This window comes from Streptomyces sp. CT34 (genome assembly GCF_000805335.1).
GTDB lineage: Bacteria > Actinomycetota > Actinomycetes > Streptomycetales > Streptomycetaceae > Streptomyces.
The window spans coordinates 3,029,131-3,043,808 of the sequence record NZ_KN708638.1; the positions used below are offsets into that span (position 1 = coordinate 3,029,131).

Genomic DNA, 14,678 nt, shown 5'->3' on the forward strand with positions numbered 1-14,678 from the left:
GGTTGGTGGTTGGGGTAAGTGGGCTGGTGCGTGTGGTGAGTTGAGGGTGGCCGGCCATAGGTCATCGGCCGTTGGGGGACCAGCGACCTCAGCCCCACCCACCGGTTTTTTCCCCACCCCCAACGGGAGGGGACGGGCCGGAGGGGGTGGTGTGCCGGACGTAAAGCGAAGCAGTCCGGCACACCACCCCCGCAGGGCCGTCACCGCACCCCGAAAGCCCCGCGCAGCGGACCCCGCCCGCCGCAGGCGCAACGGCGCCGCACCCCTACGGCGGGGAAGCCGACAACGTGGGACGCCCGCCAAGCGCAGCGTCAGGCCGAGCGCAGCTCCTGCCGCTGGCGGCCCAGGCCGTCGATCTCCAGCTCCACCACATCGCCGGCCCGCAGATACGGCTTCGGCTCGGGCTGCCCCATCGCGACCCCGGCCGGCGTGCCGGTGTTGATGATGTCGCCGGGGTAGAGCGTCATGAACCGGCTGACGTAGCGGACCACTTCGGCCACCGGGAAGATCTGCTCGGCGGTCGTGCCGTCCTGCTTCAGCTCCCCGTTGACCCACAGCCGGATTCCCAGGGCCTGCGGGTCGGGCACCTCGTCGGCGGTCACCAGCCACGGGCCCAGGGGGTTGAACGTCTCGCAGTTCTTGCCCTTGTCCCACTGGCCACCGCGCTCGATCTGGAAGGCGCGCTCGGAGACGTCGTGCGCCACCGCGTACCCGGCCACCGCCGCCAGCGCCTGCTCGTCGGTCTCCAGGTAGCGGGCGGTGCGGCCGATGACGACGGCCAGCTCCACCTCCCAGTCGGTCTTCACGCTGCCGCGCGGCACCAGGACCGGGTCATCGGGGCCGACGACGGTGTCCGGCGCCTTCATGAAGATGATCGGCTCCTCGGGGGTCGCGGCCCCCGTCTCCCGGGCGTGGTCGTGGTAGTTCAGCCCGATGCACACCACCTTGCCGATCCGGGCGACCGGCGGGCCGGTGCGCAGCCCGTCGGCGTCCAGCGCGGGCAGTCCGCCGGACGCGGCGGCGGCCCGTATCCGGGCCAGCGCCGCGTCGTCCGCGAGCAGTGCGCCGTCGATGTCCGGCACCGTGTCCGACAGGTCCCGCAGGACGCCGGTGTCGTCGAGCAGCGCCGGGCGTTCCGCCCCCACCGTTCCGACGCGCAGCAGCTTCATCGTCACAACTCCCGTGGTCGAAGGGTCGGCCCCGAAGGGATCTTCCGGGCCGGCCGATGGGGGACGGCCATCGAGCGTTTGGCCGATCCTCCAAGAACGCGGTCCGGTCCGCAAGACCCCCGTCCACGGAGTGGACCGTTACCGAGGGGTAGTGGCGGCCCGGCCGGAAGGGGAGGATCCGGACGGCGGCTGTGCCGGTTGTGCGGGGGCAGCCGGTTCATCCGGTGCAGCCGGTTCGGGCCGGGCGGCGGCCGGGACGTCGTCCGGCTTCCGGGAGTTCCGCCGCCCGGCCCGGTCGGCCCGCGCGGCGGCGTTCGCCCGTGCCCGGGCGGCCTGCTGCCGGGCCGCCCGCGTCCTGGGTGCCCGCTTGCGCGCACCGCCGCCGGACGGGGTGCGGCCCGGCCGCTCCGCGCCGTCCGCGCCCTTCGCCCGCTCCCCGCCGCGGCCCGTCCCGTTCTCCGTCTCCCGCTCCGGCTGCCGCTCCCCCTCCGGCTTCCGGCCCGGCTTGCGGTCCCGGTGCAGCAGCGCCCGTTCGCACGCGGTCCAGGTCGTCGTGGTCACGAGATAGAGCCCGGCCGCCAGCGGCGTCACCGCCACGGTGATCAGCGTGCCGAAGGACAGCAGCGGCATCAGCTTGGCCAGAGTGCCCATACCGGGTGCCGGCGCACCGCCGGGACCCACCGCCGGGGCCGGGTTGGCCGCCGCCGTGGCCCGCGCCCGCCGGTAGTTCCAGGTGGCGACCGCGCCGATCAGCGCGAACAGCCCGAGGTAGACCAGTCCTTGCGGCCCGAACACCCCGCCGTCGGCGAGCGCCCGGCGCCAGTTGCCGCCGAGCGGCGCGCCCAGCAGCGTATGGCCGAGCAGGGTGCCGTTCCCGGTGGTGAAGAGGCGGTACATCACGAAGAAGACCGGCAGTTGGAGCAGCGACGGCAGGCAGCCGGCCAGCGGCGAGGCGCCGGTCTTGGCGTACAGCTCGGACATCGCCCGCTGGAGCCGTTCGCGGTCGCCGCCGTGCCGGCGCTGGAGCACGGCGATCTGCGGGGCGAGTGCGGCGCGGGCCTTCTCGCCGCGGGCCGCGGCACGGGCCAGCGGGTGCAGCGCGGCGCGCACGCCGAGGGTGAACAGGACGATGGCGACGGCCGTGGCCGAGGCACCGAAGAGCGGGGCGAGGGTGTCGGCGCCGCGCACCAGCGCATCGCCGAGGACGTCGAAAACGGACATGGGTGAGCCCTCCACGGGTCTCGTCGTGCCGGAACGGGATCGGCGTGACGAGCGGCGTGGACGCGCACCGGCACCGGGGCGGGGCAAGGGAGCGGGAGCTGGAGCGGGCGGGCATGCCGGGGGGGCAGCGGAGCTGCCGCCGGAAGGCGCCGTGAATGCCCGTCAATAGCTCTGAATGTTCGCGAATGCCCGTTGATTACCGGGGAATGCCCGGGAGTTGCGCCGGGGGTGCCGGGGCGTCTACGCGGCCGTCGGGAGGGCGCGGCCCGGTGCTCGCGGGCGCGGCCGGCCGGCGGCGTCGGGATCGCGCTGCGGCAGGAACGCCGTACGGCGCTCGCGGTCGCGGATGGCCGTGCGGATCCGGCCCGGCGGCACCGGGCGGGCGGTGGCCGCCAGGGCGAGGGCGCTGCACAGCAGCAGGAGCGCGGCGGTGGTCGCCGCGGCGGTCAGCGCGGTCGTCAGACCGGTCTGGGCGAGCAGGAGTCCGGCGAGGAGGAAGAACAGCGCGGAGGTGTAGAGCCGCCAGGCATCGGCGATGCGGTACATCCGGCGTCCTCTCCTCTTCCCGTGGCCCGGTGGACCGTTCATGTCCAGCATGTGGTCACAAGGGCTCGTTCCCCGACAAAGACTTGTCGTCTTCCGCTCAAGAGTAGCCATACTCCTGGGCAGGTGGGAAACCTGCCGGTAACTTCCCTCCCCCGAGGGAGGTCCCATGCGCGACATCAGCGTCCCGGCCCTGGCGGCTCCACTGCGGACCGGCGGCCTCGCCGACTCCGTCTTCGACACGGCCGCGCACCGCCCGGAGTTCGCCCAGCTCGCCCGCCGCGACGCCGATGCCCCCAGAGGCTGGCGCGAGGTGTCCGCGGCGGTGTTCCGCGACGAGGTGACCGGACTGGCCAGAGGGCTGCTGGCGGACGGCGTCCGGCCGGGGACCAGGGTCGCGGTGATGTCCCGTACGCGGTACGAGTGGACGCTGTTCAGCTATGCGCTCTGGGCGGTCGGCGGGCAGCTGGTGCCGGTCTACCCGACCGCGTCGGCCGAGCAGTTGCGGTGCATCCTGACCGGGGCGCGGGTGGCGGCCATCGTCGTCGAGAACGAGGCGCAGGCGATGACCGTGGCCGAGGCGTGCGACGCGACCGACCGGAACCCGGCGCTGCGGCGCATCTGGCAGCTGGACCGGGACTGCGTACGGCGGCTGACGGAGGAGGGCGCCCGGCTGCCCGAGGCGGAGGTGCACCGGCTGCGCCATGCGGTCGCCCCGCACAGCGCCGCCGCGATCGTGCACACCTCGGGGACCACCGGCCGGCCGCGCGGCTGCGTGATCACCCACGCCAACCTCGCCGCCGAGTGCGACACCCTCCTCGCCGGCTGGGGCGGCCTGCTGGCCGCGCCCGGCGAACGCCCCTCGCTGCTGGCGTTCCTGCCGTTCGCGCACATCTACGGGCTGATGGTGCAGGTGGCGTGCCTGCGCGGCGGGGTGCTCCTCGGCCACCAGCCGGAATGGGCGTCGGACGAACTGCTGCCGGCGCTGGCGTCGTTCCGGCCGACGTTCCTCTTCGCGGTGCCGTACGTCTTCGAGAAGCTCACCAGCCGCGCCCGGCTGGCCGCCGAACAGGCCGGCCGGGGGCGGGTGTTCGACGCGGCGATGGCGGTGGCGGAGCGCCACGCCGAGGCGCAGGCGGCGCGGGCGCGGGGCGCCGGGCCCGGCCCCAGCCCGTGGCTGCGGGCCCGGCACGCGCTCTACGACCGCTTGGTGTACGCCCGGCTCCGCGCGCTGCTGGGCGGCCGGGTGCGGACCGCGGTCTCCGGCGGCTCACCGCTGCGCCGGGAGCTGGGCCTGCGGTACGCCGGCGCCGGCATCACCGTCTACGACGGCTACGGACTGACCGAGACCAGCGGGGCGATCACCGCGCAGCCGCCGGGCCGGGTGCGGTTCGGGACGGTGGGCCGCCCGCTGCCGGGCAGCGCGGTGCACCTGGCGCCGGACGGGGAGGTGTGGGTGCGCGGGGCGGTGGTGTTCGCCGGCTACCTCGACGACACGGAGCCGACCGGCGGCGGCTACCGCGGCAACACCCCTGGCCTGTACGGCGGTTGGCTGCCGACCGGCGATCTCGGCCGGCTGGACGAGGACGGCTATCTCGTCATCACCGGCCGCAAGAAGGACGTCATCATCACCAGCAGCGGCTCCAGCGTCGTCCCGCAGGCGCTGGAGCAGCGGCTGTGCGCCCATCCGCTGATCTCCCAGTGCGTGGTGGTCGGCGACGACCGCCCGTACGTGGCCGCGCTGATCACCCTGGACCCGGAGGCGCTGGCGCACTGGCGGCGGCTGCGCTGCGAGGCGGCGGCCGGCGACGGCGACCCGGACGGCTCCGGCGCCGCGCCGCGGGTGCCGTCGCCTGAGGAGCAGCTGCGGGCCGAGGTGCGGCGGGCGGTGGCCCGCGCGAACGCCGCGGTCTCGCGCGCCGAGTCGATCCGCGCGTTCCGGGTGCTGCCGGGCGAGTTCAGCCAGCAGGCGGGGCTGGTGACGCCGTCGCTGAAGCTGCGCCGGGCGGCGATCGTCCGGGCGTACGCGGCCGAGATCGACGCGCTGTACGCGGGCTGACCAGCGCGTACCCGCACCGCACACGGGGACCGTAGCAGGGCCGCGGCGGCGTGGACCGGTATTTGTCCAGGGGTGAGGATCCGGCGCCGGGCGGCCCCCGCGGCGCCTAGCGTCCCGGTCATGCGGTCGATCCCCGGCACCAGGAAGAAGTCCCCCGTCTCCGGGCGGGCCATCGCCACCGGCCTGGTGGTCTGCGCACTGCTGGCCACGCTCGCGGCGCTGCTGCTGCCCGTGCAGCTCTTCGGCGAGAGCGCGTCCGCGGCCACCAGCACGGTGGGCTACGACGACGACGGCGGGGGCACCGTGAACACCCGCCACGGCCCGCTGAGCGCGATGGACCGGGACTTCGTCCGCAAGGTCCGGCTGGCCGGCCTGTGGGAGCTGCCCGCCGGCCGGCAGGCGCAGGCGCGCGGCCGGACCGCCGCCGTCCGCACCGCGGGCGACCATCTCGTGGCCGGCCACACCGAGTTGGACCGTCGATCACGGGAGGCCGCGCAGCAGCTCGGCATCGCGCTGCCCAACCGGCCCACCGCCGAGCAGCAGGGCTGGCTCGACCAGCTCGGCGCCGCCTCGGACGACGCCTTCGGCCCGCTCTTCGCGGAGCTGCTGCGCCGCTCCCACGGCAAGGTCTTCGGCCTGGTCGCACTCGTCCGCGACCAGACCCGCAACTCGGTCGTCCGCGCCCTGGCCGACCGGGCCAACGCCGTCGTCCTGGACCACATCACGGTCCTGGAGCAGACCGGCCAGGTCGACTTCGGCACCCTGCACGGCAACTGACGGAGATCCGGCCGAGCGGCCGGCCCCGGCACACCTACCCCCGGTCCTCCCTGCCCCTCCCCTGTGCGCTTTCCGCACCAGCACCTGTCCAGCGCCCCCCTTCCCCCACCGGACGAAGCGAAGTGATGCCCTCATGAGCCGACGGACCCATCCACAGCGCCACCAGCAACGCCATCAGCAACGCCAACAGGCCCACAAACGTTCGCGGTTGAGCACCCGTATGACGGTCGCCGCGATGGCCCTCCTGCTGGGCGGCGGCGCGCTCACGGCCATCGCCAGCACCGCACTGGCCCGCAACTCCGGCCCGGACCCCGTACCGGGCCATCAGCACCTCACCGCGACCGCCGCCACCATCTCCTGCCCCGACGTCGGCGAGAACCTGCGGGCGGTACCGAGCGGCGCCCGGCTCCAGGTCTCCCAGGGGCTGGCCTCCCTCGACCGCCAGGTGTCGGACGCGTACCGGGCGATGACGGCGGGCGGCAACAGCGGTTCGCCGCTCGGCACACTGGAGCGGCAGCGCCGGCAGACCATCGGGACGATGGCGGACGCGATCGCCCGCGGCGGCGCCGCACGCCCGGACGACCTGATGCGGATGAGCGCCTGCACCACCAAGCCCACCGGGACGGCCCCCGACCACGACCTGAGCCGGCGTCAGGGCCGCGGCCGGGGCGGGAACCAGAGGCAAGGGCAAGGTCAGGGGCAGGGCCAAGGCCAGGGGCAGGGCCAGCACCACCAGCAGACCGGGCCCTCGCGGGACGACTTCGCGGACATCACCACCGTCGCGCCGGGCACCGGCAACCCGCCGTTCGTCACCCCCAGAGGCCGGGGCGCGTCCACCGGCACCTTCACCAGCGCGTGCGGGCGCAACGAGAAGAACGGCCACTTCAACTCCGACAACGTCATCGTGACCCCGGGCGTGACCAACGGCGCCCACCACACCCACGACTACGTCGGCAACAAGACCACCGACGCCTTCTCCACCGACCAGTCGCTGGCCGCGTCCGGCACCACCTGCTCCAACGGCGATCTGTCCACGTACTACTGGCCGGTGCTGCGCAAGCTGGACGGCACCAACTCGCCGCAACCGGGCGCCGGAAGCGACGGCAACGCCGGCTCGGTGCTGACCCCGGCCTCGGTGACGCTGACCTACCACGGCAGCCAGTCGGGCGGTGTCCGGGCGATGCCGCGCTTCCTGCGGGTGATCACCGGCGACGCCAAGGCGTTCACCAACGGGCCGAAGAACGCCCACGCCTCCTGGAGCTGCACCGGCTTCGAGAACCGGCAGCTGGCGGACAAGTACCCGCTGTGCCCCAGGGGTTCGCAGGTGGTCCGCACACTGGCCTTCCCCGGCTGCTGGAACGGCCGCACCACGGACAGCGGCAACCACCGCGACCACATGGCCTTCGCCGACCGGAACGGCGGCTGCCCGCAGGGCTTCACGGCGGTGCCGCAGCTCGTCGAGCGCCTGACGTACGACGTCCCGCCGGGCGACAGCTTCGCGGTGGACAGCTTCCCCGAGCAGCTGCGCAAACCGGTGACGGACCACGGTGACTTCATCGACGTGATGCCGGACGGGCTGATGAACCGGGCGGTCGGGTGCATCAACGGCGGGCGCAGCTGCTCCTGACTCCGCCCCCGCACGGCAGTCGGCCGCCGCCCCCGCTCCGCGAAGGAGTGGGGACGGCGGCCGGCGGCATGTCCGGGCGGCGGCGCGTCACAGGCCGTTGACCCGGGCCTCCCTGGCCATGCCGAGGGGCCGGATACTGGACGCCACCGCGCGGGCCCGGCGGCCGGCGCGCGCCCGCCGGTTGCGGACATGGGCCATCAGACGGCGGCTGCGGAGGGCCATTTCCAGCTCGAAGCGGGTCCGCGGATCGCGCAGCGCCGGGCCGAAGAGCTTCTCGATCTGCCGCAACCGGTAGCGGACGGTCTGCGGATGAACGTGCAGCAGCTTGGCCGCCTCGGGGGCACCGCCGCCCTCCAGCCATGCCAGCAGGGTGACCTCCAGCCGCTCGTTCTGACGTGGCGTCAACTCCGAGAGCGGGCCCAGCCAGCGGGACGTCAGGGCGTCGGCCAGCGACTCGTCCTGGAGGAGCAGCAGCGCCGAGAGGTGGTCGTCGACGAACGCCGGACGCGCCTCGGGGCCGCCCCCGCCGGGGGCCAGGGACAGCAGATAGCGCGCCCAGCGCAGCGAGGAGGCGGCGTCCGCGGCGGGGACGGCGTGGCCGACGGCGGCGGCGCGGCCCTTGAGGGCGGCTTCCAGGCGGGCTCTGGTCTGGGTGGCCGGGTCGGGCACGAAGAGTGCGGTGTGGCCCTCGACGCTGCCGATGAGGGCGTGCCCGAGGGCGGCGGCCAGTTGGGGGGCCTCGGCGGGGGTGGCGAGAACCACGGCCTGGACGGTGTCGGGGACCGGCCAGCCGGCCGCCCGGGCGAGTTCACCGAGGCCGCCCTCCGGGGTCTCCCGCTGTCCGGCGAGGACGTCGAAGAGGTCCTGACGGGCCCGCGCCACCGGCATCGGCGTCACGACGGACGCCACCGGCGGGCGCTTGCTTTGCGATGATTTCTGGTACCCGAGAACGGTCAGCAGAGCCTGTTCCAGTGCCCATTGGGCCTCTTCCACGGGCGTGTCACCGAGAAGTGCGGCCATTGCCGGAAATCCGCGCTGCAACTCCGCGACCACCTTCTCCACAAGGTCCGGAAGTTCATTTCTCACGACCCGGTTCCACTCGCCGCGGGGGCGCGACCAGAGGCGGTTCAGGAGATCACACATCGCTACCTCGATCCTGGCGGGGATGCGGCTGAGACAGGGGCTTGGCGCCCCTGCGTGCGCCTGAGTCGGCATCATCCGGAGTCCTCCCCGAGGTCCGCGACGCACGTGCAGGAATTTGTCACAGCGCGCTAAACATCAGGAAATCCAGCGGAGGTTCGGTGATGCTTTTGGTCATCCGGATTACGGCCGCGAGTATCCGGCCGGTCACGGAATGTTGAGTGTTACCGGGGGTCACACGAAAAGTGGTCCGGACAAATACCCCGGAGCCCCTCGGAATGAATACCACTGCCGGGATAAATCGCCGGAATTTGCGTATGGCAACCTGCTACGTCCCGCTCTCGGGAGGTCTGATGCCCGCCCCGCCCCCACGCCCCGCCCCAACCGCCCTGCTGCGCCCGGCACTTCCGGCCGCGCTGCTGCTCTTCCTCGCCGTCACCCTGCACTCCGGCGCGATGGACAGCACGGTGCACTTCCTGGACTACGGCGCCGGGGTCCTGGCCCTGGTCTCGCTCTCCGCCACGGTCCTGTGGGGGCTGGCTGCCACCGACCGGATGGTGCTGCACACCCCGCACCGGCTGCTCGCGCAGGCCGTGCACCGCGGCACCGGCATCGCGGGCCTGGGCTTCCTGGGCCTGCACATCTGGGTGAAGGTCGCCCAGGGGCAGACCGGGGCGAGCGCCGCCGCGGTGCCGTTCACCGACGGCGTGCGGCCGGCGCTCATCGGCTGCGGCACGCTCGCCGCGTACGGGTTCGTGGCGGTCGCGGTGAGCGGGGCGGTGCGCGGCGCGTTCACCGGCCGCACCTCCGCGCGCTGGTGGCGGGTGCTGCACACGGTCGCCTACCCCGCCTGGGCGCTGGCCCTGCTGCACGGCCTCAAGTCCGGCCGGGCCGCGTCCGGTTGGGCGATGGCGGGATACGGGATCGCGCTCGCCGGGGTGGCCGTACGGCTCGCCCTGCGGCTGCGCGGCCCGCGCCGCACCACGGGAGGTGAGCCCCGATGACCGCCCCGGCACCCGCCCACCCGCTGCCGTCCGCCGCGGACACCGCGCAGCTGCCGGTCCTCGCAACCGCCGCCGGCGTGCCCGGAGTTGCCACCCCGCTCCCCGCCGTGACGTCCGTGGGGCCGCCGCGGCTGCTGGCCGGGCTCGACGAACTGCCCCGGCTCGACCGGGTCGCCCATCTGACGCTGCACGACCAGCCGCCCCGGCTGACCGCGCAGGAGCTGGTGGCGCTGGCCGAGGACACCGATCTGCGCGGCCGGGGCGGCGCCGGCTTCCCGTTCGCCCGGAAGGTGACCGCCGTCCTGGACGGCATCCGCCGCGCCGACGGCAAGGCCGCGGTGGTCGTCAACGGCAGTGAGGGCGAGCCGAGTTGCCTCAAGGACGCCGCACTGCTGCTGCACGTACCGCATCTGGTGCTGGACGGCGCGCTGCTGGCCGCCGGCGCGATCGGCGCCCGGCAGATCGCGATCGGGGTGACCCGTCCGGACGTGGCGGACTCGGTGCGCCGCGCCATCGCCGAACGCGGCCCGGTCCGGCCGCCGTTACGGGTCACCCGGCTGCCCGAGCGGTTCGTCACCGGCGAGGGCACCGCGCTCACCGGCGGCCTGTCCGGCGGCCCCGCACTGCCCTCGGGCCGCCGGATCCGCTCCAGCGAACGCGGTCTGGACGGCCTGCCCACCCTGCTGTCCAACGCCGAGACCTACGCCCAACTCGCCGTGGCCGCACGGCTCGGCGCCCTCGGCTACCGCACCGCTGGCCTGCCCACCGAGCCCGGCACCCTGCTGCTGACCGTCGCCGGCCGGCAGGTCGTGGAGGCCCCCTACGGGACGCCGCTGCTCCAGGTCCTCACGCACTGCGGCACCGACGCCGGGCAGGGCGTCCTCCTCGGCGGCTACCACGGCACCTGGCTCTCCCCCGGCGCCGCCCGGACCGCGACCCTCTCCCGCGACGCGCTGGCCGCCCACGGCGCGGTGCTGGGCGCCGGGGCGGTCCTGCCGCTGCCCCACGACACCTGCCCGGCGGGCGAGACCGTACGGGTCGCGCGCTGGCTGGCCGCCGAGTCCGCCGGGCAGTGCGGGCCCTGCGTACTGGGGCTGCCCGCCCTCGCCGACCAACTCGACCGCGCCGTACGGGGTGGCGGGGACGCCGCCCTGGAGTCCGTGCACGCCCGCCTGCGGGCGGTGCGCGGTCGCGGCGCATGCAGCCACCCGGACGGTACCGCGCGCTTCGTGGCGTCGGCCCTTGCCGCCTTCCCCGAGGAGTTCGACCGCCACGCGCACGGGTTCGGGTGCGGCCGTCCGGTGACCGGAGCGCTCCCGGTCACCGGGCACCGGCCGCAGCTCCCCGCCCCACCGCGGATCCCTCCGGTGCCCCCGTACCCCCCGGCCCCACCGCCCCCGCCGCCCGAACGCCTGCTGGTCGACTGGACGCTGTGCCGCGGCCACGGCCTGTGCGCGGAGGTGCTCCCGGCGATGATCCGGCTCGGCCCGGACGGCTACCCCGAGACGGCCGGTATGCCGCTGCCGGCCCGTATGCGGCGCCGCGCCCAGCTCGCGGTGCGCCGCTGCCCGGCCCTCGCACTGCGGATCCAGAGCGGCAACTGACCCACACCTACCGCCTGTTGCCCCATACGCCCCGGGAAGCACTCACCCCGCGGACCGTCCCCCATCCCCCACTCCCCCTCACCCCCGACCCGACCCACCCACCCCCACCCAAGGAGAATCGCCATGCCCGTCACAACACCCCCCTCGACCCCCTCAGCCCCTTCTGCCCCCTCGGCCGGGTCCGCGGCCCGGCGGCACGCCGTCCTCGCCGTCACCGCCCTCGCCGCCGCCCTCACCCTCACCACCGCCTGCGGCAGCGGCGGCAGCGGACACGCCGCCGGTAGCGGCAGCGGCACCGACAGCGTCCAGCCCGCCGGCCAGGGCACCAGCGACTACGGCGGCGGCTATGGCAGCACCACCGGCGGCGGCTACGGCGGCCAGGCCGGCGGCGACAGCGGCAAGCCCGCCGCGGCCGGCAAACCCGCCGGCGCCCTCGCCCTGCACCAGTCCGCCACCCTCGGCCCGGTCGTCACCGACGCCCAGGGCATGACCCTCTACCGCTTCGACAAGGACACCGCGAAACCCCCCATGTCCAACTGCTCCGGCGACTGCGCGACCACCTGGCCGCCGGTCCCCGCCGACGGCGCCACCGCCCCCGCCGGGATCGCCCCCGACGCCCTCGGCTCGGTCACCCGCGCCGACGGCACCAAGCAGCTCACCGTCAACGGCTGGCCCGCCTACCGCTACGCCAAGGACACCAAGCCCGGCGACACCAAGGGTCACGGCGTGGGCGGCACCTGGCACGCGCTGGCCTCCGACGGCACCAAGGCGGGCGCCCAGCAGCCCGGCGACGTCGGGGTGTTCGCCCAGCCGCAGCTCGGCCGGATCCTGGTCGACGGCATGGGCCGCACCCTCTACCGCTTCAACAAGGACAGCGCCTGGCCGATGAAGTTCGGCTGCACCGGCACCTGCCTGGACACCTGGAAGCCCGCCAAGCCCGCCGACCGCTCCAAGCTCAACGGCATCGCCCCGCACCTCGTCTCCACCGTCACCCGGCCCGACGGCACCCGCCAGCTCGCCATCGACTGCTGGCCGGTCTACTGGTTCACCGGCGACAAGCAGCCCGGCGACATCAACGGCCAGGGCAAGATGGGCCTGTGGTTCGCGGTCTCCGAGAACGGCAAGAAGAACACCAAGTCCGTGAGCGGCGCGGCGGGCAGCGGCGCGGCGGGCAGCGGCGCGCCGAGTTCGGACGTCACCGCTTCACCGGCGTACTGAGCGGACCGCCCGGTGCCGGCACCCCGCCCCGCGGGAACTCGCCGTCCAGCGCCAGGACCTCGCCGTCCGGGCGGTCGTCGCCCGCCTCCCGCGGACCCAGCCAGGTCACCGCCAACGCCACCGCCACGTTCAGCGCGAGGCCGACGATGCCCGCATTCATCCCCCACACCGGATCATGTCCCCCGAAGACCAGGACACACACCAGCGCGAAGCCCGCCGCCAGGCCGCTCACCGCCGCGTACACCGTCAGCCGGCGCCACACCAGCCCCAGCAGCAGTATCGGCACCAGCTGCGCCATCCCCTCGTACGAGATCAGGGACAGCCGTACGAGGGTGGTGGGGGCGGTGTAGGTGAGCAGCAGCGCGAGCCCCCCGGCGGCGACCACGACGAGCTGCGACCACAGCTTCTGACGGGACGCCAGCCGGGGGATCGCACCCAGCACACTCCTCCCCCACATCGTGCCGATGACCAGCATGAACACGGCCATCGGCACGATGGAGGAGAGCGCCGCGGCCACCCCGATGACGCCCACCGCCCAGGCCGGAAGGGAGTCCACCACCAGCTTGAACAGCGCCAGGTTGGAGTCGGCGCCGGTCAGCCCCGGCACCACGAACAGCGCCGCCAGCCCCAGCAGCATCGGCACGAACAGCAGGACGTTGTAGAAGGGGAGGTAGATCGCGTTGCGGCGCAGCGCATCGGCGTTGCGGGCACCGAGATAGCCCACGACGGTCGTCGGGAAGACCACCACCGTCAGGGAGTTGACGAATGTGGTGGTGATGAACCAGACCTGGCCCAGCCCGCCCGACCGGTGGCCCGGGAAGGTCAGCCACTGCGGCTTCTCGGCGACGATGCGGTGCAGGAGCGGGCCGTAGCCGCCGAAGTAGTGCAGCGGCACGTAGATCGCCAGGAAGCCCAGCGTCACGATGACGAGGAGGTCCTTGAGCACCGACACCCACGCGCTGCCGCGCAGCCCGCTGACGACGACGAAGCCGGTGGTGACCGCGAAGCCGATGAAATAGGCCCAGTTCAGGCTGATCGCGCCGTAGGAGATGGTGGAGACCACCACGCCCATGCCGGTGATCTGGAGCTGGATGTACGGCAGCAGGCAGACGGTGGCGAGCACCGCGACGGCGGCGCCGAGCCAGGGCCGCCGGTAGCGGTGCGCGACGATGTCGGTGATGCCGACCAGACCGTGCCGGCGGGCGTACGCCCACAGCATCGGGCCGACGACATATCCGATCGCGTAGCCGCACGACATGTAGGCCGGCACGTAGAGCACCGGCGCGCCGAAGTTGTAACCCCAGCCCGCCGCGCCCAGATAGCTGAAGCTGGTGTAGCTCTCGCCGGCCATCAGCACCCAGATGAAGACGGTGCCGAGGCTGCGCCCGCCCACCGACCATTCCGCCAACCCGCCCGCCCGTCGCCCACCACCGCCCTTCCCTGGAAGCCCTTCGGGCTGCCCCTCCGTTGCGGCTCCCCGGCCGCGGACCGCCAGCAGGCCGAGGACGACGGTCAGCACCATGAAGGCGGCGAAGACGGCGGTCGCGATGGTGGCGTTCATCCCCGCCCCCGCTCGTCCGCCGGACCGGGGGCCTGCGACCGGGCGCGCCGCAGGCCGCCGCGGTGCGCCAGCCACACCGCGACCGGCGTCAGCAGCGTCGCCAGCAGCATCCAGAAGAAAAGGAACGGCAGCCCGGCGACGGTCGGCACCACCCGGTTGACGAGCGGCAGCACGGCCAGGAACAGCACGTACGGCACCAGCAACCACCACGCTGCGCCGGTTCGCTGCGCTTTGCCGGTTCGCTGCGCTATGCCGCTTCGCTGCGCTATGCCGCGCCCCACGTATTCGGCTGTCCCGCCGTAGGTCCGTTTTCGCACGTCGCGAGAGCCTAGCCGTTGCGTGCCTGGCTGGCTTCCCACGTTGTCGGCCGTCCCGCCGTTCCGCTGCGCTTGGCCGGCTTCCCACGTTGTCGGCTTTCCCGCCGTGGGGGTTGTTCGCCGTTGCGCCTGCGGCGGGCGGTGCCGCTGCGCGGGGCTGTCGGGTGCGGTGACGGCCCTGCGGGGGTGGTGTGCCGGACTGCTTCGCTTTACGTCCGGCACACCGCCCCCTCCGGCCCGTCCCCTCCCGTGGGGGGTGGGGAAAAACCGGTGGGTGGGGGCTGAGGTCGCTGGTCCCCCAACGGCCGATGACGTATGGTCGGCCACCCCTCAACTCACAAGGCACGCTGACCCACTTACGTCAACCACCGACTACCTGGTTTCCACCCCTTCACGGGAGGGGGCGGGCCGGAGGGGCAGGGTGTCCGGACGTAAAGC

Annotated in this window: 12 protein-coding genes; 6 read left to right on the plus strand and 6 right to left on the minus strand. The window is 74.0% G+C overall.

All coding sequences use genetic code 11. The features are described 5' to 3' along the window. Positions 1-311: 311 nt before the first annotated feature. From RZ84_RS13245 to RZ84_RS13255, 3 genes are all read right to left on the minus strand, one after another. Positions 312-1,169: a fumarylacetoacetate hydrolase family protein gene (locus tag RZ84_RS13245; protein ID WP_043264484.1), complete on the minus strand. Its 858-nt coding sequence runs from the start codon at positions 1,167-1,169 to the stop codon at positions 312-314. Positions 1,170-1,307: 138 nt separating this feature from the next. Then, positions 1,308-2,390, minus strand: coding sequence for a YidC/Oxa1 family membrane protein insertase (locus RZ84_RS13250; RefSeq protein WP_107068114.1), 1,083 nt, complete (start codon positions 2,388-2,390; stop codon positions 1,308-1,310). A gap of 240 nt (positions 2,391-2,630) precedes the next feature. Continuing rightward, a complete protein-coding gene (locus RZ84_RS13255) occupies positions 2,631-2,936 on the minus strand; it encodes a DUF6412 domain-containing protein (protein ID WP_043264485.1) in 306 nt (101 codons plus the stop codon). Positions 2,937-3,102: 166 nt separating this feature from the next. Here RZ84_RS13255 and RZ84_RS13260 point away from each other — a divergent pair, with 166 nt between their 5' ends. The 3 genes from RZ84_RS13260 (at position 3,103) to RZ84_RS13270 (ending at position 7,396) form a co-directional block, all read left to right on the plus strand. Further along, positions 3,103-4,992, plus strand: coding sequence for an AMP-dependent synthetase/ligase (locus RZ84_RS13260; RefSeq protein WP_043264486.1), 1,890 nt, complete (start codon positions 3,103-3,105; stop codon positions 4,990-4,992). Between the two features lie 120 nt (positions 4,993-5,112). Continuing rightward, positions 5,113-5,769: a DUF4142 domain-containing protein gene (locus RZ84_RS13265; protein WP_043264487.1), complete on the plus strand. Its 657-nt coding sequence runs from the start codon at positions 5,113-5,115 to the stop codon at positions 5,767-5,769. A 220-nt stretch (positions 5,770-5,989) separates the two neighbouring features. Beyond that, on the plus strand, positions 5,990-7,396 hold the full coding sequence (locus RZ84_RS13270) for a DUF1996 domain-containing protein (protein WP_043264488.1): 1,407 nt from the start codon (positions 5,990-5,992) through the stop codon (positions 7,394-7,396). 87 nt (positions 7,397-7,483) lie between these two features. On the opposite strand, the gene RZ84_RS13275 is transcribed toward RZ84_RS13270, so the two are convergent. After that, positions 7,484-8,482, minus strand: a complete 999-nt coding sequence (locus tag RZ84_RS13275) for a PucR family transcriptional regulator (protein WP_347232751.1) — start codon at positions 8,480-8,482, stop codon at positions 7,484-7,486. Between the two features lie 371 nt (positions 8,483-8,853). Between RZ84_RS13275 and RZ84_RS13280 the strand changes: the two genes are divergently transcribed. The 3 genes from RZ84_RS13280 (at position 8,854) to RZ84_RS13290 (ending at position 12,362) form a co-directional block, all read left to right on the plus strand. Beyond that, positions 8,854-9,540, plus strand: coding sequence for a hypothetical protein (locus tag RZ84_RS13280; RefSeq protein WP_241777689.1), 687 nt, complete (start codon positions 8,854-8,856; stop codon positions 9,538-9,540). Next, positions 9,537-11,144, plus strand: a complete 1,608-nt coding sequence (locus RZ84_RS13285) for an NADH-quinone oxidoreductase subunit NuoF family protein (protein WP_078893733.1) — start codon at positions 9,537-9,539, stop codon at positions 11,142-11,144. The genes RZ84_RS13280 and RZ84_RS13285 overlap by 4 nt, the downstream gene beginning before the upstream one ends. A 123-nt stretch (positions 11,145-11,267) precedes the next feature. Next, positions 11,268-12,362 carry an SCO0930 family lipoprotein gene (locus RZ84_RS13290; protein WP_078893734.1) on the plus strand — a complete coding sequence of 365 codons (1,095 nt, stop codon included), beginning with the start codon at positions 11,268-11,270 and terminating at the stop codon, positions 12,360-12,362. Here the strand turns inward: RZ84_RS13290 and RZ84_RS13295 are convergent. Both RZ84_RS13295 and RZ84_RS13300 read right to left on the minus strand, forming a co-directional pair. After that, positions 12,340-13,923 carry a sodium:solute symporter family protein gene (locus tag RZ84_RS13295; protein ID WP_043264490.1) on the minus strand — a complete coding sequence of 528 codons (1,584 nt, stop codon included), beginning with the start codon at positions 13,921-13,923 and terminating at the stop codon, positions 12,340-12,342. The two genes, RZ84_RS13290 and RZ84_RS13295, sit on opposite strands and share 23 nt — an antisense overlap. Next, complete coding sequence (locus tag RZ84_RS13300) at positions 13,920-14,174, minus strand: DUF3311 domain-containing protein (RefSeq protein ID WP_078894625.1); 255 nt, start codon at positions 14,172-14,174, stop codon at positions 13,920-13,922. The genes RZ84_RS13295 and RZ84_RS13300 overlap by 4 nt, the downstream gene beginning before the upstream one ends. Positions 14,175-14,678 lie beyond the last annotated feature (504 nt).

What these genes read in the sequence shown, in the direction of transcription:
- RZ84_RS13245 (WP_043264484.1), bottom strand. Translation starts at nt 1,169, where the DNA reads ATGAAGCTGCTGCGCGTCGGAACGGTGGGGGCGGAACGCCCGGCGCTG.
- RZ84_RS13250 (WP_107068114.1), bottom strand. Translation starts at nt 2,390, where the DNA reads ATGTCCGTTTTCGACGTCCTCGGCGATGCGCTGGTGCGCGGCGCCGAC.
- RZ84_RS13255 (WP_043264485.1), bottom strand. Translation starts at nt 2,936, where the DNA reads ATGTACCGCATCGCCGATGCCTGGCGGCTCTACACCTCCGCGCTGTTC.
- RZ84_RS13260 (WP_043264486.1), top strand. Translation starts at nt 3,103, where the DNA reads ATGCGCGACATCAGCGTCCCGGCCCTGGCGGCTCCACTGCGGACCGGC.
- RZ84_RS13265 (WP_043264487.1), top strand. Translation starts at nt 5,113, where the DNA reads ATGCGGTCGATCCCCGGCACCAGGAAGAAGTCCCCCGTCTCCGGGCGG.
- RZ84_RS13270 (WP_043264488.1), top strand. Translation starts at nt 5,990, where the DNA reads ATGACGGTCGCCGCGATGGCCCTCCTGCTGGGCGGCGGCGCGCTCACG.
- RZ84_RS13280 (WP_241777689.1), top strand. Translation starts at nt 8,854, where the DNA reads ATGGCAACCTGCTACGTCCCGCTCTCGGGAGGTCTGATGCCCGCCCCG.
- RZ84_RS13285 (WP_078893733.1), top strand. Translation starts at nt 9,537, where the DNA reads ATGACCGCCCCGGCACCCGCCCACCCGCTGCCGTCCGCCGCGGACACC.
- RZ84_RS13290 (WP_078893734.1), top strand. Translation starts at nt 11,268, where the DNA reads ATGCCCGTCACAACACCCCCCTCGACCCCCTCAGCCCCTTCTGCCCCC.
- RZ84_RS13295 (WP_043264490.1), bottom strand. Translation starts at nt 13,923, where the DNA reads ATGAACGCCACCATCGCGACCGCCGTCTTCGCCGCCTTCATGGTGCTG.